Source organism: Pseudonocardia cypriaca, assembly GCF_006717045.1.
GTDB classification, from domain to species: Bacteria; Actinomycetota; Actinomycetes; order Mycobacteriales; family Pseudonocardiaceae; genus Pseudonocardia; species Pseudonocardia cypriaca.
Genome location: NZ_VFPH01000001.1, coordinates 3,243,055 through 3,264,175, shown reverse-complemented (window position 1 = coordinate 3,264,175; position 21,121 = coordinate 3,243,055). Strand labels below are relative to the sequence as shown.

At 72.9% G+C, this 21,121-nt stretch carries 24 protein-coding genes; 16 read left to right on the top strand and 8 right to left on the bottom strand.

Annotation, left to right across the window (positions count from 1 at the left end):
• Window positions 1–7: 7 nt before the first annotated feature.
• Window positions 8–1,030 carry a beta/alpha barrel domain-containing protein gene (locus FB388_RS15525; protein WP_142101563.1) on the top strand — a complete coding sequence of 341 codons (1,023 nt, stop codon included), beginning with the start codon at window positions 8–10 and terminating at the stop codon, window positions 1,028–1,030.
• Between the two features lie 59 nt (window positions 1,031–1,089).
• On the top strand, window positions 1,090–1,806 hold the full coding sequence (locus tag FB388_RS15520) for an HAD-IA family hydrolase (protein ID WP_142101561.1): 717 nt from the start codon (window positions 1,090–1,092) through the stop codon (window positions 1,804–1,806).
• Between the two features lie 4 nt (window positions 1,807–1,810).
• On the opposite strand, the gene FB388_RS15515 is transcribed toward FB388_RS15520, so the two are convergent.
• Window positions 1,811–2,545 (bottom strand): DUF2786 domain-containing protein, encoded by a 735-nt coding sequence (locus FB388_RS15515; protein ID WP_142101559.1) that lies wholly within the window; start codon window positions 2,543–2,545, stop codon window positions 1,811–1,813.
• 152 nt (window positions 2,546–2,697) lie between these two features.
• Between FB388_RS15515 and uvrC the strand changes: the two genes are divergently transcribed.
• From uvrC to whiA, 4 genes are read left to right on the top strand one after another with little or no spacing between them, the layout of a single operon-like run.
• The gene (uvrC, locus tag FB388_RS15510) at window positions 2,698–4,734 is read left to right on the top strand and encodes an excinuclease ABC subunit UvrC (protein ID WP_142101557.1); all 2,037 of its coding nucleotides are present in this window, start codon (window positions 2,698–2,700) and stop codon (window positions 4,732–4,734) included.
• A 56-nt stretch (window positions 4,735–4,790) separates the two neighbouring features.
• Window positions 4,791–5,699: an RNase adapter RapZ gene (rapZ, locus tag FB388_RS15505; RefSeq protein ID WP_142101555.1), complete on the top strand. Its 909-nt coding sequence runs from the start codon at window positions 4,791–4,793 to the stop codon at window positions 5,697–5,699.
• Window positions 5,696–6,739, top strand: a complete 1,044-nt coding sequence (locus tag FB388_RS15500; RefSeq protein ID WP_142101552.1) for a gluconeogenesis factor YvcK family protein — start codon at window positions 5,696–5,698, stop codon at window positions 6,737–6,739. The genes rapZ and FB388_RS15500 overlap by 4 nt, the downstream gene beginning before the upstream one ends.
• On the top strand, window positions 6,730–7,713 hold the full coding sequence (whiA, locus tag FB388_RS15495) for a DNA-binding protein WhiA (protein WP_142101549.1): 984 nt from the start codon (window positions 6,730–6,732) through the stop codon (window positions 7,711–7,713). The genes FB388_RS15500 and whiA overlap by 10 nt, the downstream gene beginning before the upstream one ends.
• 714 nt (window positions 7,714–8,427) lie before the next feature.
• On the opposite strand, the gene FB388_RS15490 is transcribed toward whiA, so the two are convergent.
• Genes FB388_RS15490 through FB388_RS15475 form a run of 4 tightly spaced genes read right to left on the bottom strand, consistent with a single transcriptional unit; the run spans window position 8,428 to window position 11,686 of the window.
• Window positions 8,428–8,994 carry a dihydrofolate reductase family protein gene (locus tag FB388_RS15490; RefSeq protein ID WP_246121953.1) on the bottom strand — a complete coding sequence of 189 codons (567 nt, stop codon included), beginning with the start codon at window positions 8,992–8,994 and terminating at the stop codon, window positions 8,428–8,430.
• Between the two features lie 13 nt (window positions 8,995–9,007).
• Complete coding sequence (locus FB388_RS15485; protein WP_142101547.1) at window positions 9,008–9,460, bottom strand: pyridoxamine 5-phosphate oxidase; 453 nt, start codon at window positions 9,458–9,460, stop codon at window positions 9,008–9,010.
• Window positions 9,445–10,818, bottom strand: coding sequence for an FAD-binding oxidoreductase (locus FB388_RS15480; protein WP_142101545.1), 1,374 nt, complete (start codon window positions 10,816–10,818; stop codon window positions 9,445–9,447). Before FB388_RS15480 ends, FB388_RS15485 begins: the two co-directional genes overlap by 16 nt.
• A gap of 10 nt (window positions 10,819–10,828) precedes the next feature.
• Window positions 10,829–11,686, bottom strand: a complete 858-nt coding sequence (locus FB388_RS15475; RefSeq protein WP_142101543.1) for a helix-turn-helix domain-containing protein — start codon at window positions 11,684–11,686, stop codon at window positions 10,829–10,831.
• 68 nt (window positions 11,687–11,754) lie between these two features.
• Here FB388_RS15475 and FB388_RS15470 point away from each other — a divergent pair, with 68 nt between their 5' ends.
• The 8 genes from FB388_RS15470 (at window position 11,755) to FB388_RS15440 (ending at window position 17,092) form a co-directional block, all read left to right on the top strand.
• On the top strand, window positions 11,755–12,342 hold the full coding sequence (locus FB388_RS15470) for an O-methyltransferase (protein ID WP_170225622.1): 588 nt from the start codon (window positions 11,755–11,757) through the stop codon (window positions 12,340–12,342).
• A 475-nt stretch (window positions 12,343–12,817) separates the two neighbouring features.
• Window positions 12,818–13,048 (top strand): hypothetical protein, encoded by a 231-nt coding sequence (locus tag FB388_RS15465; protein WP_142101539.1) that lies wholly within the window; start codon window positions 12,818–12,820, stop codon window positions 13,046–13,048.
• Entirely contained in the window at window positions 13,048–13,212 is a 165-nt protein-coding gene (locus FB388_RS39425) for a hypothetical protein (protein ID WP_170225621.1), read from the top strand. Before FB388_RS15465 ends, FB388_RS39425 begins: the two co-directional genes overlap by 1 nt.
• Before the next feature lie 148 nt (window positions 13,213–13,360).
• The gene (gap, locus tag FB388_RS15460) at window positions 13,361–14,377 is read left to right on the top strand and encodes a type I glyceraldehyde-3-phosphate dehydrogenase (RefSeq protein ID WP_142101537.1); all 1,017 of its coding nucleotides are present in this window, start codon (window positions 13,361–13,363) and stop codon (window positions 14,375–14,377) included.
• Complete coding sequence (locus tag FB388_RS15455; protein ID WP_142101535.1) at window positions 14,374–15,558, top strand: phosphoglycerate kinase; 1,185 nt, start codon at window positions 14,374–14,376, stop codon at window positions 15,556–15,558. Before gap ends, FB388_RS15455 begins: the two co-directional genes overlap by 4 nt.
• The gene (tpiA, locus tag FB388_RS15450; protein ID WP_142101533.1) at window positions 15,559–16,347 is read left to right on the top strand and encodes a triose-phosphate isomerase; all 789 of its coding nucleotides are present in this window, start codon (window positions 15,559–15,561) and stop codon (window positions 16,345–16,347) included.
• 150 nt (window positions 16,348–16,497) lie between these two features.
• The gene (gene secG, locus FB388_RS15445; RefSeq protein ID WP_142101531.1) at window positions 16,498–16,734 is read left to right on the top strand and encodes a preprotein translocase subunit SecG; all 237 of its coding nucleotides are present in this window, start codon (window positions 16,498–16,500) and stop codon (window positions 16,732–16,734) included.
• 13 nt (window positions 16,735–16,747) lie between these two features.
• The gene (locus FB388_RS15440) at window positions 16,748–17,092 is read left to right on the top strand and encodes an RNA polymerase-binding protein RbpA (RefSeq protein WP_142101529.1); all 345 of its coding nucleotides are present in this window, start codon (window positions 16,748–16,750) and stop codon (window positions 17,090–17,092) included.
• On the opposite strand, the gene FB388_RS15435 is transcribed toward FB388_RS15440, so the two are convergent.
• Window positions 17,089–17,580: a hypothetical protein gene (locus FB388_RS15435; protein WP_142101527.1), complete on the bottom strand. Its 492-nt coding sequence runs from the start codon at window positions 17,578–17,580 to the stop codon at window positions 17,089–17,091. The genes FB388_RS15440 and FB388_RS15435 overlap by 4 nt on opposite strands.
• Before the next feature lie 101 nt (window positions 17,581–17,681).
• On the opposite strand from FB388_RS15435, the gene FB388_RS15430 reads away from it, so the two are divergent.
• On the top strand, window positions 17,682–18,941 hold the full coding sequence (locus tag FB388_RS15430; RefSeq protein ID WP_142101525.1) for a TrpB-like pyridoxal phosphate-dependent enzyme: 1,260 nt from the start codon (window positions 17,682–17,684) through the stop codon (window positions 18,939–18,941).
• A 746-nt stretch (window positions 18,942–19,687) separates the two neighbouring features.
• Here the strand turns inward: FB388_RS15430 and FB388_RS15425 are convergent.
• Window positions 19,688–20,101: a rhodanese-like domain-containing protein gene (locus FB388_RS15425; protein WP_142101524.1), complete on the bottom strand. Its 414-nt coding sequence runs from the start codon at window positions 20,099–20,101 to the stop codon at window positions 19,688–19,690.
• A gap of 63 nt (window positions 20,102–20,164) precedes the next feature.
• Here FB388_RS15425 and FB388_RS15420 point away from each other — a divergent pair, with 63 nt between their 5' ends.
• Complete coding sequence (locus tag FB388_RS15420) at window positions 20,165–20,662, top strand: Lrp/AsnC family transcriptional regulator (RefSeq protein WP_142101521.1); 498 nt, start codon at window positions 20,165–20,167, stop codon at window positions 20,660–20,662.
• A gap of 52 nt (window positions 20,663–20,714) precedes the next feature.
• On the opposite strand, the gene FB388_RS15415 is transcribed toward FB388_RS15420, so the two are convergent.
• Window positions 20,715–21,104: a hypothetical protein gene (locus FB388_RS15415; RefSeq protein ID WP_246121952.1), complete on the bottom strand. Its 390-nt coding sequence runs from the start codon at window positions 21,102–21,104 to the stop codon at window positions 20,715–20,717.
• Between the last annotated feature and the right edge of the window lie 17 nt (window positions 21,105–21,121).

Sequence of the window (21,121 nt, the reverse complement as noted above, 5' to 3'; positions counted from 1 at the left end):
TCGGGGCGTGCTGCGCTCCCGCGAGACGAGTCCCCACCGCACGGAAGGCGTGCGGCTGGGTGACATCGTGCTCCGCAACCGCCTCGTCACCTCGTCCAGCCTGCTCGGGTACGGCGTGGCGAACTCCCCGCTCCTCCCGTACGGCATGAGCCCGGTGTCGCTGTTCGTGCCGCTGGCCGAGTTCGGCGCCGTCACCACGCGCACCCTCACCGTGGAGCCGCGGGAGGGGCACTTCACCACCCGCGACGACTGGGCGCTGCGCGAGCTGCCCGGGCTGCTGAAGCGGTACGGCACCGTGCTGCGCGGCACCGACGGCGGGTTCCTCAACGCGTTCGGCTGGTGCAACATCGGCATCGACGCCTACCTGCGCGACTACTACCCCCGCACCCGCGACCAGCGCACGATCATCTCGCTCGGCGGGTTCTCGGCCGAGGAGTTCGTCACCCTCGTGGACCGGGTGAACGATGCGGTGCCCGCGGGCGACATCGCGGCCGTCGAGTTCAACGTGAGCTGCCACAACGTCAACTTCGACTTCTCGACGATCCTGCAGGACGTGCTCGACGAAGCCGTGCCCCGCAGCAACCACCCGGTGATCCTCAAGCTCTCGCCCGACTACGACTACCTGCGCAACGCGCAGCAGGCCGCCAAGGCCGGGGTGTCGGCGCTGACGGCGATCAACACGGTGAAGGCGTTGCGGCTCGACCCGCGCACCGGCACGCCGTGGCTCGCCAACCGCTATGGCGGCCTCTCGGGCCGGGCGATCAAGCCGATCGGCCTGCGCGTGGTGAGCGAACTGCGCGAGGCGGGTGTGACACTCCCGATCATCGCCACCGGCGGCATCCGCACCGTGGACGACTGCCGCGAGTACTTCTGGGCGGGTGCGGATGTCGTGAGTCTCGGCAGCGCCACCTGGTTGGCGAGCTATCCGGGCTACGCTCTCGCACCGTTGCGGGCACTGCGCGTTCGGCGCGTGTTGCGAGCCGTTCGGCGCTACTCAACGCTGCCGAATCGCGACACGCTGTCGCGCTGAGCGACGATCTTCACCCAGACGGGGCGCCCGCAAATGAGGCAATCCCAGGGAGGGGTCGGATGACGATCACGTCGGGTACCGCCGCGACGACCGGGCTGCGTGCTCCCGATCGCCGGCCGCGGGCCGTGCTCCTGGACGTGTTCGAGACCATGCTCCAGGTGGACGCCCTGGGGGCCCGCTTCGTGGACGTGGGGCGCCCGGCGCACGAATGGGAGCTGTTCTTCACCCGCACGCTCCGCGACGGGATGGCCCACACGCTCGCCGGGGCCGTGCGTCCCTTCGGCGACGTGGCCCGCGCCGCCCTGCGCACCACCACCGGCCACACCCTCTCCGACGAGGCGGTGGAGCACGTGATCGCCGGGTTCCGCGAGCTGCCGCCGCACCCGGACGTCGAGCCCGCCCTGATGGCGCTGGCCCGGGCCCGGATCCCGGCGTTCGGGTTCACCCACGGCACCGAGTCGGTGGCCTGCGACGCCCTCGACAAGGCAGGCCTGCGCACCTACCTGCGCGACACGTTCTCCACCGAGGCGATCAGCTCGTTCAAGCCGCCCGCCCGGGTGTACCACTGGGCGTGCCACCGGGTGGAGCTGGCGCGGGAGAAGGTGGCGCTCGTGGCCGCGCACTCGTGGGACGTGCACGGCGCCGTGCGTGCCGGCCTCATCGGCGGCCTCGCCACCCGCCTCGAAGGGGTGCTGTCGGACGTGGTGGACCGCCCCCACGTGGTGGCCGAGCGGCTGGACACGGTGGTGGAGCGGCTCATCGCCCTCCCCGTCTGACCGGCTACGCCCCCAACGCCCGCCGCTCCCCGACCCCGAGCCCGCCGCCTCCGCCCAGGTCGGCCCGCTGCCCGGCCAATGCGCCGGCGGCGCGGCCGGAGCCGGAGAGGGCCCTGGGGCGGAGCGTGGCGAGGCGGGGGTAGGTGGCGCCGAACTGTTCGTCGACGCGGCGGCGCCGGTCGGCCAGCACCAGCGCGACTCCGCCGGACGAGGTGGCGGCCGCGTGTCCGGCGGCATGCTCCTCGGCCTCGACGAGGCGGCGGTGGACCTGCGCGGCGAACCCCTCGAGCCAGGACCGCCGGTAGGCGGCGACGGATTCGCCCGGCCGGGGTGGTCGCACCCGGACGAGCTGTGTGGTGGCCTGCAGGAGCAACGACGTGTAGAGCATTTCCACCCGTTCGCGGTCGGAGGCGTGGCCGAACACGGTGACCGCGGCGACCCGCCCGCTCCACGCGCCGTGCAGCACCCAGCGGCAGCCGAGCGCGGCGGCCGTCCAGCCGAGCAGACGGGCCTTGCCCGCGCTGTAGGGGTCCTGCATCGCGATCCGCAGCGGACCGATCCCGTCGCTGCCCGGATGGGCCGCGGCGAGCAGGGCGGCGTCGATGCCGTGGCGCGCCATCAGCTCGACGGCCTTGGCGGTGTAGATCTCCGACTCGGCTGCGGTGGCCGCGCGCTCGGCCTTGGCGAGCAGCTTGCGGACGGTGGCGAGCTTCGGCGTGCCGACCTTCTCCGCACCCATGACAACCCCCCGGATCGAACGTCTGTTCGTGGTAGGGAGATGTAACCACGGGGCGGTGACAGTTCCGGGGAGCGCCTACACCACGGCCGCGACGCGCCGGGCAGGCGGCCCCGCCCGGGCGTGTCGCCCCGCGGTCCTACCCTGGAGGAGCCATGCGCGATCCCGTCTCGAACGACCCCTCCCGGTACCGCCCTGCGCCCGGTTCCATCCCGGAGGCGCCGGGGGTGTACCGGTTCTCCGACCCGCACGGGCGCGTGATCTACGTCGGCAAGGCCAAGAGCCTCCGGCAGCGGCTCAACTCCTACTTCGCCGACCTCACCGGCCTGCACCCGCGCACCCGCCAGATGGTCACCACCGCGGCGAAGGTCGAGTGGACCGTGGTCACCACCGAGGTGGAGGCCCTGCAGCTCGAGTACAACTGGATCAAGGAGTTCGACCCGCGGTTCAACGTCCGCTACCGCGACGACAAGACCTACCCGGTGCTCGCGGCCACGATGAACGAGGAGTTCCCGAGGCTGCACGTCTACCGCGGTCCCCGGCGCAAGGGTGTGCGCTACTTCGGGCCGTACGCGCACGCGTGGGCCATCCGGGAGACCCTCGACCTGCTGCTGCGGGTGTTCCCGGCGCGCACCTGCAGCGCGGGGGTGTTCAAGCGCCACGGCCAGATCGGGCGCCCCTGCCTGCTCGGCTACATCGACAAGTGCTCCGCCCCGTGCGTGGGCCGGGTCGACGCCGACGAGCACCGCGCGATCGTCGAGGACTTCTGCGACTTCCTGTCGGGGCGCACCGACCACCTCGTGCGCCAGCTCGAGCGGAAGATGGCCGATGCGTCCGAGCAGCTGGAGTTCGAGCGGGCGGCGCGGCTGCGCGACGACATCGGGGCGCTGCGCCGCGCCATGGAGAAGCAGGCCGTGGTGCTCGGTGACGGCACCGACGCCGACGTCGTCGCGTTCGCCGAGGACGAGCTGGAGGCCGCGGTGCAGGTCTTCCACGTGCGTGGCGGCCGGGTCCGCGGCCAGCGCGGCTGGGTGATCGACAAGGTGGAGCCCACCGACACCGCCCAGCTCGTGGAGCGGTTCCTCACCCAGTTCTACGGCGAGCAGGCCGCTCTCGCCGGCTCGGCCGACGACGCCACCCAGCCCGTGCCGCGCGAGATCCTCGTGCCGGTGCTCCCCCAGGAGTCCGGCTCCCTCGTCGAGTGGCTCTCCCGGTTGCGCGGGTCGCGGGTGCAGCTGCGGGTGCCGCAGCGCGGCGACAAACGCGCGCTGGCCGAGACGGTGGCGCGAAACGCAGCGGAGGCGTTCACCCAGCACAAGCTCCGGCGCGCGGGCGACCTCACGGCGCGCTCGGCGGCGCTGCAGGAGATCCAGGACGCGCTCGGGCTCGACAGCGCGCCCCTGCGGATCGAGTGCATCGACGTGAGCCACGTGCAGGGCAGCAACGTCGTGGCGTCGCTGGTGGTGTTCGAGGACGGGCTCGCCCGCAAGTCCGAGTACCGCCGGTTCGAGGTACGCGGCGGGGCCGAGGGCGGGGACGTCGCGGCGATCGCCGAGGTGGTCCGCCGCCGCTTCCGGCGCTACCTCGCAGAAACCAGCGCCGAGACCCGACCGGGTAACGGCGAGCCCGACCACGGCGAGTCCGGGGAGGTGCCCGCCGGAGTTCCCGAGCACCGCCCGGGCATCGACCCGGAGACCGGCCGCCCCCGCAAGTTCGCCTACCCCCCGAACCTGCTGGTCGTCGACGGTGGCCAGCCGCAGGTGGAGGCTGCCGCCGACGTGCTCGCGGGGCTGGGCGTCACCGACGTCGCGGTCTGCGGGCTCGCGAAGCGCCTCGAGGAGGTGTGGTTGCCCGCCGAACCCGACCCGGTGATCCTCTCGCGCACCAGCGAGGGCCTCTACCTGCTGCAGCGGGTCCGCGACGAGGCGCACCGGTTCGCCATCACCTACCACCGGCAGCGTCGTTCGCAGAGCATGGTGGCCTCTGAGCTGGACGCCGTCCCCGGGCTGGGGCCGGCCCGGCGCGCGGCGCTGCTGAAGCACTTCGGTTCGCTGCGCAAGATCAAGGCCGCCGCAGTGGACGAGATCGCCGCCCTGCCGGGCTTCGGCCCGCGCACGGCGGCCGCGGTGCTCGCCGCGCTGAACGGCGAGCAGAGCACGGAACCGGCAGCGGCCGGGCAGGGGGCCCAGTGAACGACGGCGCAGTGAGCGACGGCGCAGTGACCGATGAAGCGGTGACCGACGGCGCGGTGAGCAGAGGCGACCGCGGGGGTGTCATCGGCGGGTCCGAGCCGTCGGGGATCGAGGTCACCCTGGTCAGCGGGCTGTCCGGCGCCGGCCGCAGCACCGCGGCGAAGGTCCTCGAGGACCTCGGCTGGTTCGTGGTCGACAACCTGCCGCCCGAGCTGATCGCCACGATGGTCGACCTCGGCGCCCGCGCCCGGGGCGAGATCACCCGGATCGCCGTCGTCATGGACGTCCGCAGCCGGGCCTTCACCGCCGACCTCGGCGCCGTCATCAAGGACCTCGACGCCCGCGGCTACAAGCCGCGCCTGCTGTTCCTGGAGGCCTCCGACGCCGTGCTGGTGCGTCGCTTCGAGCAGGTGCGGCGCAGCCACCCGTTGCAGGGCGACGGCCGGCTGGTCGACGGGATAGCGGCCGAGCGGGAGCTGCTCAGGCCGCTCCGGGAGAACGCCGACCTGGTGGTCGACACCTCCACGGTGGCCGTGCCGCAGCTGCGGGCCACCCTGGAGCGCGCGTTCGGCACCGAGGCTGCACAGGTCACGCGGGTCACGCTGGTGTCGTTCGGCTACAAGTACGGCCTGCCGATGGACTCCGACCTCGTGGTGGACGTCCGGTTCCTGCCCAACCCGTACTGGATCCCGGAGCTGCGCGACCTCACCGGCCGCGACGGCACGGTGCGCGACTACGTGCTCAGCCAGGACGGCGCCGAGGAGTTCATCGGTCGCTACCTGGAGCTGCTGCGGCTTGTCGGAGCCGGCTACCGGCGGGAGGGCAAGCGGTACCTCACGGTGGCGGTCGGCTGCACCGGTGGCAAGCACCGCAGCGTCGCGATCAGCGAGGAGATGGCCCGCAGGCTCGCCGGCTCCGAAGAGGTCACCGTGAACGTGGCCCACCGCGACCTGGGGCGCGAATGAGGAGGGCCGTCGCCCTGGGAGGCGGCCACGGGCTGCACGCCACGCTGTCGGCGTTGCGGAGGCTCACCGACGACGTCACCGCGGTCGTCACCGTGGCCGACGACGGCGGCTCGTCCGGCCGGTTGCGCCGTGAGCTGGGGTTGCTCCCGCCCGGGGACCTGCGGATGGCGCTGGCCGCGCTCGCCGCCGAGGACGAGTCGGGGCGCCGCTGGGGCGAGCTCGTGCAGCACCGCTTCGGCGGCACCGGCGCGCTCGCCGGGCACGCGGTCGGGAACCTGCTGCTCGCCGGGCTGATGGAGGTGCTCGGCGACCCGGTTGCCGCGCTCGACGAGGTCGCGGCGCTGCTGGGGCTGCGCGGGCGGGTGCTGCCGATGAGCTGCGACCCGCTCGACATCGAGGCCGAGGTCACCGGGCTGGGGTTGCCGGACGGGGCGCTGATCAGGGGTCAGGTCGCGGTTGCGTCCACGCCGGGGCGCGTGCAGCGGGTGTGGCTGCGCCCGGACCGCCCACGGGCCTGCCCGCAGGCGCTCGACGCGGTGAAGGCCGCCGACGTGCTGCTGCTCGGTCCGGGCTCGTGGTTCACCAGCGTGATCCCGCACCTGCTGGTGCCCGAGCTGCGGGAGGCCCTGATCGCGTCGCCCGCGCGCCGCATCGTGGTGCTCAACCTGGCGCCCGAGCCGGGGGAGACGGCCGGTTTCTCCCCCGAGCAGCACCTGGCCGTGCTCTCGCAGCACGCCCCGGAACTGCGGGTCGACGCGGTGATCGCCGACGTCACGGCCGTCCCGGTGCCCGAGCTGCTGCACCGCACCGCTGCCGTGATGCTCGCGCCCGGCGGCCGGGTCCACCTGGCACCCGTCGCCGCGGCCGACCCCGCCGATCCCGAGATGACGGTGCCCCGCCACGACCCCGCCGCGCTGGCCGACGCCCTCGGCGTCGTGCTCGCCGAGCTGGACGGGGGCTCCGACGGTACGGGGTTCGACACGCAGACCCGGTCAGCACCCCGGGAGCAGGAAACGAGGAGGTCGAACGCATGGCGATGACCGCGGCGGTCAAGGACGAGCTCTCGAGGCTCGTCGTCACGAAGCCGTGTTGCCGGCGCGCCGAGGTCGCAGCGCTGCTGCGCTTCGCGGGTGGGCTGCACATCGTCGGTGGCCGCGTCGTGGTCGAGGCCGAGGTCGACACCGGGTCGGTTGCGCGGCGGCTGCGCCGCGAGATCCACGACCTCTACGGCCACACCTGCGAGGCCCACGTGATCAGCGCGGGCGGGCTGCGCCGCGGTGCCCGCTACGTGCTGCGGGTGGTGCGCGACGGCGAGGGCCTCGCGCGCCAGACGGGCCTGCTCGACGTCCGGGGTCGCCCGGTGCGGGGCCTGCCGCCGCCTGTCGTCTCCGGCGGGGTGTGCGACGCGGAGGCCGCGTGGCGGGGCGCGTTCCTCGCGCACGGCTCGCTCACCGAGCCCGGCCGCAGCTCGGCGCTGGAGGTCACCTGCCCCGGCCAGGAGGCGGCGATGGCGCTGGTCGGTGCCGCGCGCCGGCTCGGCGTCACCGCGAAGTGGCGGGAGGTGCGCGGCGCCGACCGGGTGGTGGTCCGCGACGGCGACGCGATCGGTGCACTGCTCACCCGCATGGGCGGGCACGAGAGCGTGCTCGCGTGGGAGGAGCGGCGGATGCGCCGCGAGGTCCGCGCCACCGCCAACCGGCTGGCCAACTTCGACGACGCCAACCTCCGCCGCTCGGCCCGCGCAGCCGTGGCCGCCGCCGCACGCGTGCAGCGGGCGCTGGAGATCCTCGGCGACGACGTCCCGAACCACCTCCTCGCCGCGGGCAAGCTGCGCGTCGAGCACACCCAGGCGTCCCTCGAGGAGCTGGGCCAGCTCGCCGACCCGCCGATGACGAAGGACGCCGTCGCCGGGCGGATCCGCCGGCTGCTGCACATGGCCGACAAGCGCGCCGCCGACCTCGGCATCCCCGACACCGACTCCGCCGTCACCCCGGACATGCTGGAGGAGGCCTGACGGCCCGCCGCGAACGGCACTCTCGTCCGGGCGTGCCTGCTGGCGGGAGTTGGTGGGTTGGCGCGATCCTCGACCGCGCCTCGCGTTGATCGCTCGGAGCTGCACCGACCAATGGATGCACGGCGACTATCCGGTGGTCACCCCCTGTTGATTGAGGGTCGGGACCACCGGATAGTCGCGTGGGGACCCGACGGTGACGATCTCGTCGTGAACGGCGTGCCCCCCAGCCGGGGACGGCCGCCCGCGCAACCACGGAATTCGGTAGTTCACCCAACCCCGCCACCTCCACAGGCGCGGGGTCGAGGCGACCGAGGGGACTACGCGCCAGGCCAGGAGCGGTCCGCGACGGCATCCGGTGCAGGGGTGTCGGGAACGGCGCGCCAAGCCGGGTTTTGATGATCAGGTCGACACCACGCGTCTCAGGTCAAGATCAAGCACCCATGACGTCGATTTGATCACGCTGAAGCGCCCATGATCCTCGCGAGATGCGGTTCAACGCCCTCACCAGGGCGATCCACCTCATCCCGGACCGATCATGCGGGGTTGATCGCCGCGAGATCACGCTTTTACGCCCTCGGGAGGGCGATCCGTCGCCATTTCGGACCGATCATGGGATGCTGATCCGTCCGAGCCCAGCTCGGCGCCCGCCGCGGAGTGTTGTGGGCACGAACGGCACCTGTGGAACGAGAGCGCCGTTCGTCCAGCGGAGTCGGTTCAGCGGCGCACCCGGTACCGCATGTGTGTGGCGTCGCGCCCCTGCACGACCCGGACCGGTTCGAGCTCGATGTGCTCGGGACCGAGCTCGTCGAAGAGGCGCCGTCCCTCCCCGAGCAGCACCGGCACCAGGTGGATCTCCATCTCGTCGAGCTGCCCGGCCCGCAGCAGTGCCTGGGCGGCCCCGGCCCCGTGCACCAGCACGGTCCGATCGCGCGCCGCGGCCCTGGCCAGCTCCGCGCACTCCTCGACGTCGGTGACGAAGCGGGCGCTGCCCGGCGGGACGTCACCCTCGTCGACGTGCCGGGTGAGGACGAAGATCGGCACGCCGTCGTGGTGGTCGCCCTGCCACCGCCCGGCGAGCTCGAACGTGCGCCGGCCGGAGATCACGGCCCCGGTCGCCAACGCCTCGCGGAAGATCTGACCGTTCGGGCCGTCGGACATCCGGTCGTCGAGCCAGTTGAACAGCCGCCCGCCGTGGCGGCCGAGCTCCTGGCCGGAACGGTCGTCGGGTCCGGCGATGAAGCCGTCGAGCGACATTGACATGTACAGCACCAGTGCGGACACGGGGCGCTCGCTATCACGCGAAGTCGAACGATGTCCAGCGCGTCGGCCGGACCGTGAACACCACGAGCTGCGACTCGGGGTGGGTGAGCTCGCCCTCGACCATCCCCTCCGCCATGTCCGGCGGCAGGTAGCGCTCGACGATCCGGAGCATCTGCTCGCGCTTCGGCGGGTGGTCGTCCCCGACCACCTGGCACTCCAGGGAGACGAACTTCCAGGGCGGGTCGTGCTTCTGGACCGTGATCGTCAAGGTCCCGGCCCGGCGGATCAGCCCGGTCTTGCGTGCGCGGTGGCCCTGGGTGCCGGTGAAGAAGGACAGGTCGCCGCCGGGCGTGTAGTGGTACCAGGTGGGGACGGCGAGTGGCGGGCGGTCCGGGTCCCGATCGGGGTCGGCGGCGACGCTCACCACCGCCACGTGCGGCTCGGCGAGGAACTGCTCGCGCTCGTCGGGAGTCAGGGGGCCGGGCATGTTTCCTCCAGTGGTGGGGACAGGACGGCGTCCGGGTCGGCCGCGGCGTGGATCCGCCGCAGCCGTTCGTGGTTGCCGCCGTGGTAGGCAGTGGCGGGCAGTGCGCGGTCGGGGTCGGAGAAGTTCGGGTAGACCCCACCGCTGCCGTAGGGGGCGATCGCCGACCAGGAACGGTCCAGCCGGAGCCGGGCGCCCTGGACGTCATCGCCGGTCGTGATGGTGTTGTCCACCAGGTACGCCTCCGCCCGGTGCGCGAACGCGGTGCCGTCGGACGGCACCCGGTTGTAGGCGCCGCCCCACGGCGTGAGGCTGACCTCGTGGACCTGGCCCGGCACCCGGTCGGCGACCACGCTGCGCGCGAGCGCCGCCGCCGCGTCCGGCGGTAGCGGGCGGCGGAAGAACTCCGAGCGCTTGCACTGGATGCCCGGCAGCTCCGCGCCGTTCCCACCGAGCCCGGCCAGTGACCGCTTCGCCTCCCGGAACGAACCGGGCGTGAGCGTCACGCGAGCCGGTTCCGCGCCTGCGCGACGGATGAACTCGTCCAGCAGGGGTGCGGGGTCGCCGTCGAGCATCGTCCCGACGAGCGTCACCTCGGCCGGCAGCTCGGGCTCGGCAGGGGCGACCAGGCGGAGGGTGGCGGTGAGCTCGTCGGGGGCGCCCGGTGCCCAATCCGGCCAGGCCGCGACCACGGCCGCGGCGTGCGATGCCGGCCACGTCGCGGTGAAGACCGTGGTGAGCGGCGCCGGGACCGGGTGGAACAGCAGGGTGGTGACCACGCCGAAGCCCGGGCCGCCGCCGCGCAGCGCCCAGAAGAGGTCCGCTTCGCGGTGCGGGTCGCAGTCGAGGACCCGGCCGTCGGCGCACACGACCCGCGCGCCGGCGAGCCGGTCGCACGTGAGCCCGTACCGGCGGCCCAGCTCCCCGAACCCGCCTCCGAGGGTGAGCCCGGCGACCCCGACCGTCGGCCCGCAGCCGGCGGGCAGGGTGAGGCCGTGCACGTCGAGCGCGTCGTACAGCGCCCCGAGCCGCGTGCCCGCGCCCACGACGGCCAGCCCGTCCCGGAGCGCGACGGTGTCCATCGGGGAGACGTCGAGGACGATCCCGGTGCTCGACGAGCGGCCGGCGAAGCAGTGCCCCCCGCCGCGGACCGCCACCCGCTCCCGCAGCAGGCGGGTGACGGCGAGGGTCTCCACGACGTCCTGCTCCGTGGCGCAGCGCACGACCGCGCGCGGGCGGACGTGGTGGAAGCGGGCGATCGCCGGCTTGCGCGCGGTGTCGTAGTCCGGCGACCCGGGCAACACCACCTCGCCCGCGATCGCGCCCTGCAGGGCGGTGAGCTCGCGGTCGGTCGTGGGCACGCGGCCGACGCTATGACGCCGCCGCGGTGGCGTTCTTGAACGAACCGGCCAGCATCAGCTCGTAGGAGGCCGCGTGGTCGTGGCCGCACGCGCAGGCGTCCGCGTTCTCGGCGAGGAACGCGCGGGGGGTGGTGCCCGTGAGCCGCACGCACTCCCGGGTGAGATGGGCCTGGTCGGCGTACCCGGAGCGGATCGCGAGCTCGGCGAGGCCGTCCGGCGTGCGGCCGGTGGCGAACGCCTGCTGGGCCCGGGCGAGGAAGCCCTGGAAGCGCAGGGTCCGGTGCAGCGCCTTGGGACCGAGGCCGACCGCGGCCTGGCAGCGCCTGCGCAGGTTGCGTTCGGAGGTGGCGAGGAGCGTGGGGAGCGCGGCGACCGGAGTGGCCAGGCCGGGCATGAGCAGCCGGACGGCCTCGCCGACCAGCGGATCCAGGTCGGCGTCGGAGAGCCGGCGGGCCACCATGGCGCGTTGGAGGGCAGCGAGCGCTTCGGCGGGAGACCCGGCGGCGTCCACCCGGTCGCCGAGCACCGTTCCGGCTCGGCCCCAGAGCGCGTCGGCCGGCACGGTGAGGTCCACCAGCTCGGACGCGGGCGCACCCAGCAACGCGCCGGCGGCTCCGGGGCGCAGCCGCATCCCCACGGCGGTGGTGCCCGGGGGGAGCACCTCGACGTGCGCGCCGGTCAGCGGCCCGAGAACCCGCGGCGTCGCACCGATCGTGCAGACGATCTCGGTGCCGCCGTGCGGCAGGTTCCGGTGCAGGTAGGCAGGCGCGTCGGGCGCGAGCTGCTGGAACCACACCGTCGAGACGATGTCGGCCAGGGCGGGTATCGGCAGCCGCTCGACGTAGCGTTGTCCTGCGGGCTGCGGCATGAGCGCATCGTGCTCCAGACCGCGTTGCCGGCCAAGACCGGGATCGGGTCTCTGGCACGATCGCGAGCGTGGACGACGTGGTGCGGGCCGTGATCGACCGGGTGACCGACGCCGCGGCGCGGCACGACGCCACCCAGGCCGACCGGCTCGACCGCTGGCGGGTGCTCGAACCGGACGCGGGCCGGTTCCTCTGGTTCCTCGCGCAGGCCGTCGCCGCCCGGACCGTCGTGGAGGTCGGCACCTCGCGCGGCGTCTCCACGCTCTGGCTGGCCGACGCCGCGCGGGCGACCGGCGGCAGGGTGGTCAGCTTCGACACAGATCCGGCCGCGCAGCGCGACGCCGCGACGAGCCTCGCCGAGGCCGGACTGGACGGGTACGTCGACCTGCGGCCGGAGGACGGCGGCGCCGGTCTCGCCGCGCTCGGTGACGGCGAGGTCGACCTGCTGTTCCTCGACGCGGAGCGCACCGAGTACCCCTCGTGGTGGCCGCACCCGGTCCGCGTGCTGCGCGCGGGCGGGGTGCTCGTCGCCGACAACGCGCTGTCGCACCCCGACGAGATCGCTCCGCTCGAGGTCCTGCTCCGCCGCGATCTCACGGCCGTCACGACGATCCCGGTCGGCAAGGGGGAGCTCGTCGCCCGCCGGGCCGAGCCGTGACGACGGACTCCGGGCAGCCGACCGTCCCGCCGTCCTACCACCTGCTCGGCCGCGACGGCCGGTACCGCTGGTGGCGACCGGTCCTCGAGATCGTGCTGGCCGGGCTCTTCGGCCTGCTCGGTCTCCTCCTCCTGGTCGTCGTGACGGTCGACGGCCGGGAGCCGGGACCGCTCGCCGATCTGTTCTGGGTCAACGCCCCTGGCGCGCTCCTACTCCCCGCGATCCTGCTGGCGGTGCGCCTCACCGGCCGGCCGGGCACGGTGACCGGCGTGGCCCGTCGCATGCGCCGGCGATGGCTCGGCGCCTGTGCGGCACGCGGCCTGGCGGTCGCCCTGCCGGTGATGCTGGTCTGGCTCGTGAGATCGGGCGGCTGGCATCCGGAGTACTGGCCGGGCGCCGCGACGTGGTGGGCGGCGGCGGGGGTCGCGGTCGTCGTCGTGTCGCTGTCGATGGCCGGCACGATGTACGTGAACGGGTGGCTGCTGCAGGTGTTCGGGGCGTGGCCGGCCGGGCGTGGGCCGCGATCCTGCTGGTGGCGGCCGTCTCCCTCGCGATCCGCTCCGGCGACGATCCGCTGGTCGAGGCAGCCGGTGTGGTCGTCGTTGCCACGACGTGCTGGCTCACGATCCGCACCGGCGGGCTGGAGGCGGCTCTCGGGCTGTCGTCCACAAGGTCGTCGCCGAGCTCGTCGCCCAGGCTCAGCTGATGCCGGCGGCCGGGCCGGTCCCCCCGGCCACGCTGCTCGACGAGCTGCCCTTCCTCCTCGCGGTCGTCGGCTACACCTGGTGGACGGTCCGCGCCGCGGCGCGGAGGCCCGGAGCGGGGACGAGCCCTCCCCGTCCGACGTCTGTGCCCGGCGGCCAGGGCTGAGTCGACCCGGCGTCGCGGGGGAGCGGCGGCACCCGGCGAGGCCTGCGGCTTTCCGGAATCGATACAGCCCCTCGCGATACGCTCGGCCGGCCCGCCGACTAGGGTTGATGCCGGTTCCAGACACGCGAGAGCGGTACAGGAGGCGCACATGACCGTGCGGGTGGGCGTGAACGGGTTCGGTCGCATCGGCCGCAACTTCTGGCGGGCGGTGGACGCCCAGCGGGCGGCCGGCACCACCGACATCGAGATCGTCGCGGTGAACGACATCACCGACAACGCGACGCTGGCGGGGCTGCTCAAGTACGACTCGATCCTCGGCAGGCTGCCCTACGAGGTGAGCCACACCGACGACGAGATCATCGTCGACGGCAAGGGCTTCAAGGGCCTCGCCGTGCGCGACCCCGCCGAGCTGCCGTGGAAGGACCTCGGCGTCGACGTCGTGGTCGAGTCCACCGGCATCTTCACCAAGCGCGAGGGCGCCAGCAAGCACCTCGACGCGGGCGCGAAGAAGGTCATCATCTCCGCCCCCGCGACGGAGCCCGACCTCACGGTCGTCATGGGCGTGAACGACGACGCGTACGACGGCTCGCAGACCATCATCTCCAACGCGTCCTGCACCACGAACTGCCTCGCGCCGCTGGCGAAGGTGATCGACGACGCGTTCGGGATCGAGAAGGGTCTGATGACCACGATCCACGCGTACACGCAGGACCAGAACCTGCAGGACGGCCCGCACAAGGACAAGCGCCGCGCCCGCGCCGCCGCCCTGAACGTGGTGCCCACCTCCACGGGTGCCGCGAAGGCGATCGGCCTCGTGCTGCCGCACCTCAACGGCAAGCTCGACGGCTACTCGCTGCGCGTCCCGGTGCCCACGGGCTCGATCACCGACCTCACGGTCGACCTGCGCCAGGAGGCGTCGGTCGAGGAGGTCAACGCCGCGTACAAGGCGGCCGCCGAGAGCGGCCCGCTGAAGGGCTTCCTGCGGTACAGCGAGGACCCGATCGTCTCCTCCGACATCGTCACCGACCCGGCGTCCTGCATCTTCGACGCGCCGCTGACCAAGGTCATCGGCAACCAGGTGAAGGTCTTCGGCTGGTACGACAACGAGTGGGGCTACTCGAACCGCCTCGTCGACATCACGGACCTGGTGGCGTCCAAGCTGTGAAGACGCTCGACGACCTCCTCGCCGAGGGCGTGTCCGGGCGGACCGTGCTGGTCCGCTCGGACCTGAACGTCCCGCTCGACGGCTCCCGGATCACCGACGACGGCCGGATCCGGGCATCGGTGCCCACGTTGCAGAAGCTCCGCGAGGCCGGGGCGCGCGTGGTCGTCACCGCGCACCTCGGACGGCCGAAGGGCGGGCCGGACCCGAAGTTCTCCCTCGCCCCGGTCGCCGGGCGGCTCGGTGAGCTGCTCGGGGCCGAGGTCACCCTCGCCGACCACGGCGAGGAGGCGCAGGCGGCCGTCGGCGCGTTGGCCGACGGCGGGGTCGTGCTGCTGGAGAACATCCGGTTCGACCCCCGCGAGACGTCCAAGAACGACGACGAGCGCGCCGCGCTGGCCCACGAGCTCGCCGCGCTGACCGGGGCGAACGGCGCGTTCGTCTCGGACGGCTTCGGGGTGGTGCACCGCAAGCAGGCGTCCGTCTACGACGTGGCGCAGGACCTCCCCGCGTACGCGGGCGGGCTGGTGCTCACCGAGGTCGAGGTGCTGCGGCGGCTCACCGAGTCGCCCGAGCGGCCCTACGCCGTGGTGCTCGGCGGCTCGAAGGTCTCCGACAAGCTCGCGGTGATCGAGGCGCTGCTGCCGAAGGTCGACGCGCTGCTCGTCGGCGGGGGCATGTGCTTCACGTTCCTCGCGGCCCAGGGGTACGGCGTCGGCGACTCGCTGCTGGAGGGCGACCAGATCGACACCTGCCGCACCCTGCTGGAGACCGGCAAGATCGTGCTGCCCTCCGACGTGGTGGTGGCCGACGACTTCTCCGCCGACGCGAAGACGCAGACCGTCTCGGCGGACGCCATCCCGGACGGGTGGAAGGGCCTCGACATCGGCCCGGACTCGGTCGCGGCGTTCGCCGATGTGCTGGGCCGCGCGGCCACCGTGTTCTGGAACGGGCCGATGGGCGTGTTCGAGCTGGCACCGTTCGCCGAGGGCACCCGCGGGGTGGCGCAGGCGATCGTCGACTCGGGCGCGTACAGCGTGGTGGGCGGCGGCGACTCGGCCGCCGCGGTGCGGGCGCTCGGCCTGCCCGAGGACGGGTTCTCGCACATCTCCACCGGCGGCGGCGCGTCGCTGGAGTACCTGGAGGGCAAGTCCCTCCCCGGCATCGCCGTCCTGGAGAAGTAGATGGCCGTTCGCACGCCGCTCATCGCCGGCAACTGGAAGATGAACTGCAACCACCTCGAGGCGCTCGCGCTGGTGCAGAAGATCGCCTTCGCACTGCCGGAGAAGTATTTCGACAAGGTCGAGGTGGCGGTGCTGCCGCCGTTCACCGACATCCGCTCGGTGCAGACGCTCATCGACGGCGACAAGCTGAAGCTCGTGCACGGGGCGCAGGACCTGTCGCCGCACGACTCCGGCGCCTACACCGGTGACGTCTCCGGCGTGATGCTCGCGAAGCTCGGCTGCCGCTACGTGGTGGTCGGGCACTCCGAGCGGCGCGAGTACCACCGTGAGGACGACGCGCTGGTCAACCGCAAGGTGCAGGCGGCGGTCAAGCACGGGATCGTCCCGATCCTGTGCGTCGGGGAGAACCTGGAGGTGCGGGAGGCGGGCGAGCACGTCGCCCACACCACCCGCCAGGTCACCGCGGCGCTGGAGAAGGTGCAGAGCCAGCACGCGCAGAACCTCGTGATCGCCTACGAACCGGTGTGGGCGATCGGCACCGGCCGCGTCGCGAGCGCGGCCGACGCGCAGGAGGTGTGCGCGGCGATCCGCGAAACCGTCGCGACCAAGTACGGCGAGGCCATCGCCACGAGCGTCCGGGTGCTCTACGGGGGCTCGGTGAAGGCCAAGAACGTCGGCGAGATCGTGGCCGAGAAGGACATCGACGGCGCACTCGTCGGCGGTGCCAGCCTGGACGCCGACGAGTTCGCGCAGCTCTGCGCCATTGCCGCGGGCGGTCCCCTCCCGTAACCCCGTCGTGAGTGGATACGAGTTCTCTGACAAGTGGTGGAGCACGCGTATCCACTCACGACCCCGGGGAGAGGCCGAGCGCCATCGCGGTACTCTCGGTATCCCGGCACAGCAGTCGGATGTGCGCGAGCAATTCGGGAATGAGGATCGATGGAACTGGCCCTGCAGATCGTGCTGATCATCTCCAGCGTGCTGCTCGTGCTGCTGATCCTGCTCCACCGTGGCCGTGGTGGAGGGCTCTCGACCCTCTTCGGCGGCGGGGTGCAGTCGAGCCTGTCGGGGTCGAGCGTGGTCGAGAAGAACCTCGACCGGCTCACGCTGTTCGTCGGTGCGATCTGGGTGATCGCGATCATCGGCACCGGGCTGTTGGTCCGGGTCGGGGCCTGAGGGAGGCAAAGGGATGTCCGGCGGCAACGCGATCCGCGGCACCCGGGTGGGGGCCGGTCCGATGGGGGAGTCCGAGCGAGGCGAGACCGCGCCACGCTCGCGCATCCCCTACTTCTGCGCGAACGGCCACGTCACCACCCCATCGTTCGCCAACGAGGCGGACATCCCCGAGTCGTGGGACTGCCCGCGCTGCGGCCTGCCCGCGGGCCGGGACGGGGAGAACCCGCCGGCACCGCCGCGCACCGAGCCGTACAAGACGCACCTCGCCTACGTGAAGGAGCGGCGCAGCGACGCCGACGGCGCGGCCATCCTCGAGGAGGCGCTCAACCGCCTCCGCGCCTCCCGCGAGCTGCCCTAGCGGCTCAACGCCGCCACCTGCTGGTCGAGCGCAACCACCAGCTGCGCGGCGGTCGTGCCGGTCGGCACGGCGGAGGCGGCCAGCGTCACCAGCCTGCCCTCGTGCGTCACGGCGGCGAACACGTTGCCGCCCTGGTAGCGGCACACGAACCCGGCGGTCCCCACCGGCGCCCGTGAGCCCTTCTCGCACAGCTCGGCCACGGTGTCGAGCGTGGTGGTGGCGGTGGCGACGTCCACGGACAGGAACGCCGGTCCGTCGGCCGCTCGCTGGACGCCGGACGGGTCGTAGACGCAGCGGGTGTCGTTCGCCGTGGTCGCGTCCGGGGTCCAGGACAGCCCCGTGGCTGCTGCGAGCGCGGTGGTGTCGAGCAGGCACGCCGCGGGCGGCGGCGGGGGTGGGGGCGGCGGTTCGGCAGGAGCCGGAGCCTCGGCGGTCGAGCACCCACCGAGTGCCACCGTCAGGACCACCGCACCCACCAACTGCCTCACGCGGCCCACTCTCCCACGCGGCCTTCGCTCACTTCGGAGCCATACTGCTGATCCGAGGCCCCCGAGACGACGGTGTGGCTCCGAGGTGCTGGAGGTCGACGATGACCCGATGGACGTTGCCGCCCGAGAAGATCCCCAGCGCGTGGTTCAACGTCGCGCCGCACCTTCCGAAGCCCCTCGAACCGCCGCTGCACCCGGGTACGCGGCAGCCCGTCGGGCCGGACGACCTGGCGCCGCTCTTCCCGATGGCGCTGATCGGGCAGGAGGTCTCCACGGAGCCGTGGATCGACGTGCCCGGCGAGGTGCTCGACATCCTGCGGCTCTGGCGGCCCACCCCGCTCGTGCGGGCGGTCCGGCTGGAGCGTGCGCTCGGCACGCCTGCGCGGATCTACTTCAAGGACGAGTCGGTGTCGCCCGCCGGCAGCCACAAGCCCAACACGGCCGTCGCGCAGGCCTTCTACAACGCCCAGGAGGGCATCACGCGCCTGTCCACCGAGACCGGCGCGGGGCAGTGGGGTACCGCCCTCGCGTTCGCCTGCGCCCAGTTCGGCCTCGACCTGCAGGTCTACATGGTGCGCGCGTCGTACGAGCAGAAGCCGTACCGCCGGGTCGCGATGGAGACGTGGGGCGGCTCCGTGGTCGCCTCGCCGGTGGACGACCCGCAGCACCCCGGCTCCCTCGGCACGGCGATCTCGGACGCCGTGCGGGACTGCGTCTCCCGCGACGACACGCACTACGCGCTCGGGTCGGTCCTCAACCACGTGCTGCTGCACCAGACCGTGATCGGGCTGGAGGCCAAGGAGCAGCTGGAGCTGGCGGGGGAGCGGCTGCCGGACGTGGTGATCGCGCCGTGCGGCGGCGGCTCGAACCTCGGCGGCATCGCGTTCCCGTTCGTGCCGGACGCCGCGGTCCGGCTCGTGGCCGTCGAACCGGTGTCCTGCCCGACGCTGACGCAAGGGCGGTTCGACTACGACTTCGGTGACACCGAGGGCCTCACCCCGCTGCTGCCGATGTACACGCTCGGACACGACTTCGTCCCGCCGTCGATCCACGCGGGCGGGCTGCGCTACCACGGCGACTCACCGCTGGTCTCCGCGCTCGTCCGCGACGGCCGGATGGAGGCTGTCGCCTACCCGCAGGGGAAGGTGTTCGAGGCGGCCGTCCAGTTCGCCCGGGCCGAGGGCAAGATCGCGGCCCCGGAGGCCGCCCACGCCATCCGGGCCGCGATCGACGAGGCCCTGGCAGCGAAGGAGACGGGTGAGGAGCGGGTGATCCTCTTCAACTACTGCGGCCACGGCTTCCTGGACCTGTCGGCGTACGACGACTACCTCCACGGCCGGCTGCCCGACGAGCAGGGCTGACGTTCATGATCGTTACGAGATGGTGTGGATCGCCTTGGCTAGGGCGCAAACCGCGATCTCGCGGCGATCAACCCTGCATGATCGGTCCGAGATGAGGTGGATCGCCCTGGTGAGGACGCTGAACCGCATCTCGCAAGGATCATGGGCGCTTCAGCGTGATCAAATCGACGTCATGGGTGCTTGATCTTGACCTGAGACGCGTGGTGTCGACCTGATCATCAAAACCCGGCTTGGCGCGCCGTTCCCGACACCCCTGCGCCGCATGCCACCGCGAATCGCTCCCGGCCTTGTGCCCAGTCCACCTCGTTCGCCTCGAACCCACGCCTGTGGAGATGGTTGCGTTGGGTGAACTACCGAATTCCGTGGTTGCGCGGGCGGCCGTCCCCGACTGGGGGGCACGCCGTTCACGACGAGACCGTCACCGTCGGGTCCCCACGCGACTATCCGGTGGTCCCGACCCTCAATCAACAGGGGGTGACCACCGGGTGGTCGCCGTGCATGCCCCCGGGACGTGCTCTTCGCAGGTCCGGGAGGCAAGACGAGCATCTCGCAATGCGCCCACACGTTCGGTGGTTCCCACCCGGCCACCCCCATACCGCGGCGCGCCACGCGCGGCACGCCAACCCGAGTCCCGGTGGTGAAGCTGTGAGGCGAGCGGGGCCAGGGCGTGTGTGCAGCTCCGAGCGATCAAGGCGGGGCGCGGTCGAGGATCGCGCCAACCCCGTCGGCTCGCGGCCTCGACCCGCTCAGCACCCGCAGGGAGTCGTGAGCGGATCCGGTGCGGAGCGGACGACGTCTCCGTCCACCTCCACCGGGAAGCCCTCGCGCGTCCAGTACTCGATCCCACCGAGCATCTCGCGCACGTCGTAGCCGAGGCGGGCGAAGGCGAGTGCGGCGCGGGTGGCGCCGTTGCAGCCCGGGCCCCAGCAGTAGGTCACGACCGGCACGCCGGGGTCGAGCAGCGCTGCGGCGCGCTCGGGGATCTCCGCGGTGGGCAGGTGCAATGCGCCCGGGATCCGGCCCTGCGTCCACGCGGCGCTGCTGCGCGAGTCGACGAGGGCGAACCCGGGGTCGCCGCTGGCGAACGCGGCGTGGACGTCGGCGACGTCGGTCTGGAAGGTCAGGCGGGAGGTGAAGAAGGTGACGGCGTCGGGGGTCATGGGCAGGACGCTAGATCCGGTTCCTTCGACGCTGGAAGGTGGAATCAACGGTAGATTTGCGCTGTGGCCGTGGAATCCCTGGACGATCTGGACTGGCGCCTGTTGGAAGCGCTGCAGCGCGATGGGCGTGCGAGCTACGCCGACCTCGGCCGCCTGGTCGGCCTCTCGCCCAGCGCTGTCACCGAGCGGGTGCGCAGGCTCGAGGAGACGGGCGTGATCACGGGCTACCACTGCGAGGTCGACCCGGAGAGGCTCGGCCTGCCGATCATGGCGCTCGTCCGCCTGCGCTACCCGCACGGCAACTACAAGCCCTTCCGCGACCTGCTGGCCACCACGCCGGAGGTCACCGAGGCCCACCACGTCACGGGGGAGGACTGCTTCGTGCTGAGCGTGCGCGCCCGCTCGATGCGCCACCTGGAGGGGGTGACCGGCCGCATCGCCGGCCTCGGTTCCGTGACCACCAGCGTCGTCTACAGCACCCCGCTCCCGCGGCGCTCCGCCGTCACGAGCGCGGTCGCCGCCAGCGGGAAGGCCGCGAGCGAGAGCCGCCGCCGCACCTGATTCCTGGGGCGATCACCGCGCCGGCTGCGTCCACACGAAACGTGCGGGAGCCCTAAGGGGCGGGGAGGGCGTTCAGGAGGGTGCCCGGGCCGGTCGTGACGGCTCCCGAGCCGCGAACCCGTTCGCGGAGGGCGCGGTCGGCCGTCACGACGACGAGCGGGCCGCCGCTGCCGTCGGTGACCAGGTCGGCTGCCAGCGCCGCGATCGTGGAGTCGCCGTCGGCCTCGGCCCGGACGATCGTGAGCCGCGGGTGCGTCGGCAGATCCTCGACCCGGGCGGCGGCACCCTCCAGCACCAGGTGCACCTGCAGCTCGGCGCCGGGATGGCCGAACGCCTCCGCCAGCCCGGCCCGATCGGTGGTGAGCGCGGCCGCGATCCGGCCGGCCAGCCGGCGGGCGGCGCCCTCCCGGTCGCGCCACCAGCCGTCCGGTCGCGAACCCACGACGTTCGCTCCGTCGA

Excerpts from the sequence above, each read along its gene's own strand:
- FB388_RS39425 (WP_170225621.1), top strand. The coding sequence starts at position 13,048 with ATGCCGGCGGCCGGGCCGGTCCCCCCGGCCACGCTGCTCGACGAGCTG.
- tpiA (WP_142101533.1), top strand. The coding sequence starts at position 15,559 with ATGGCCGTTCGCACGCCGCTCATCGCCGGCAACTGGAAGATGAACTGC.
- FB388_RS15515 (WP_142101559.1), bottom strand. The coding sequence starts at position 2,545 with ATGGGTGCGGAGAAGGTCGGCACGCCGAAGCTCGCCACCGTCCGCAAG.
- FB388_RS15500 (WP_142101552.1), top strand. The coding sequence starts at position 5,696 with ATGAGGAGGGCCGTCGCCCTGGGAGGCGGCCACGGGCTGCACGCCACG.
- FB388_RS15440 (WP_142101529.1), top strand. The coding sequence starts at position 16,748 with ATGTCCGGCGGCAACGCGATCCGCGGCACCCGGGTGGGGGCCGGTCCG.
- FB388_RS15520 (WP_142101561.1), top strand. The coding sequence starts at position 1,090 with ATGACGATCACGTCGGGTACCGCCGCGACGACCGGGCTGCGTGCTCCC.
- gap (WP_142101537.1), top strand. The coding sequence starts at position 13,361 with ATGACCGTGCGGGTGGGCGTGAACGGGTTCGGTCGCATCGGCCGCAAC.
- FB388_RS15475 (WP_142101543.1), bottom strand. The coding sequence starts at position 11,686 with ATGCCGCAGCCCGCAGGACAACGCTACGTCGAGCGGCTGCCGATACCC.
- uvrC (WP_142101557.1), top strand. The coding sequence starts at position 2,698 with ATGCGCGATCCCGTCTCGAACGACCCCTCCCGGTACCGCCCTGCGCCC.
- FB388_RS15425 (WP_142101524.1), bottom strand. The coding sequence starts at position 20,101 with ATGACCCCCGACGCCGTCACCTTCTTCACCTCCCGCCTGACCTTCCAG.
- FB388_RS15485 (WP_142101547.1), bottom strand. The coding sequence starts at position 9,460 with ATGCCCGGCCCCCTGACTCCCGACGAGCGCGAGCAGTTCCTCGCCGAG.
- whiA (WP_142101549.1), top strand. The coding sequence starts at position 6,730 with ATGGCGATGACCGCGGCGGTCAAGGACGAGCTCTCGAGGCTCGTCGTC.
- FB388_RS15430 (WP_142101525.1), top strand. The coding sequence starts at position 17,682 with ATGACCCGATGGACGTTGCCGCCCGAGAAGATCCCCAGCGCGTGGTTC.
- secG (WP_142101531.1), top strand. The coding sequence starts at position 16,498 with ATGGAACTGGCCCTGCAGATCGTGCTGATCATCTCCAGCGTGCTGCTC.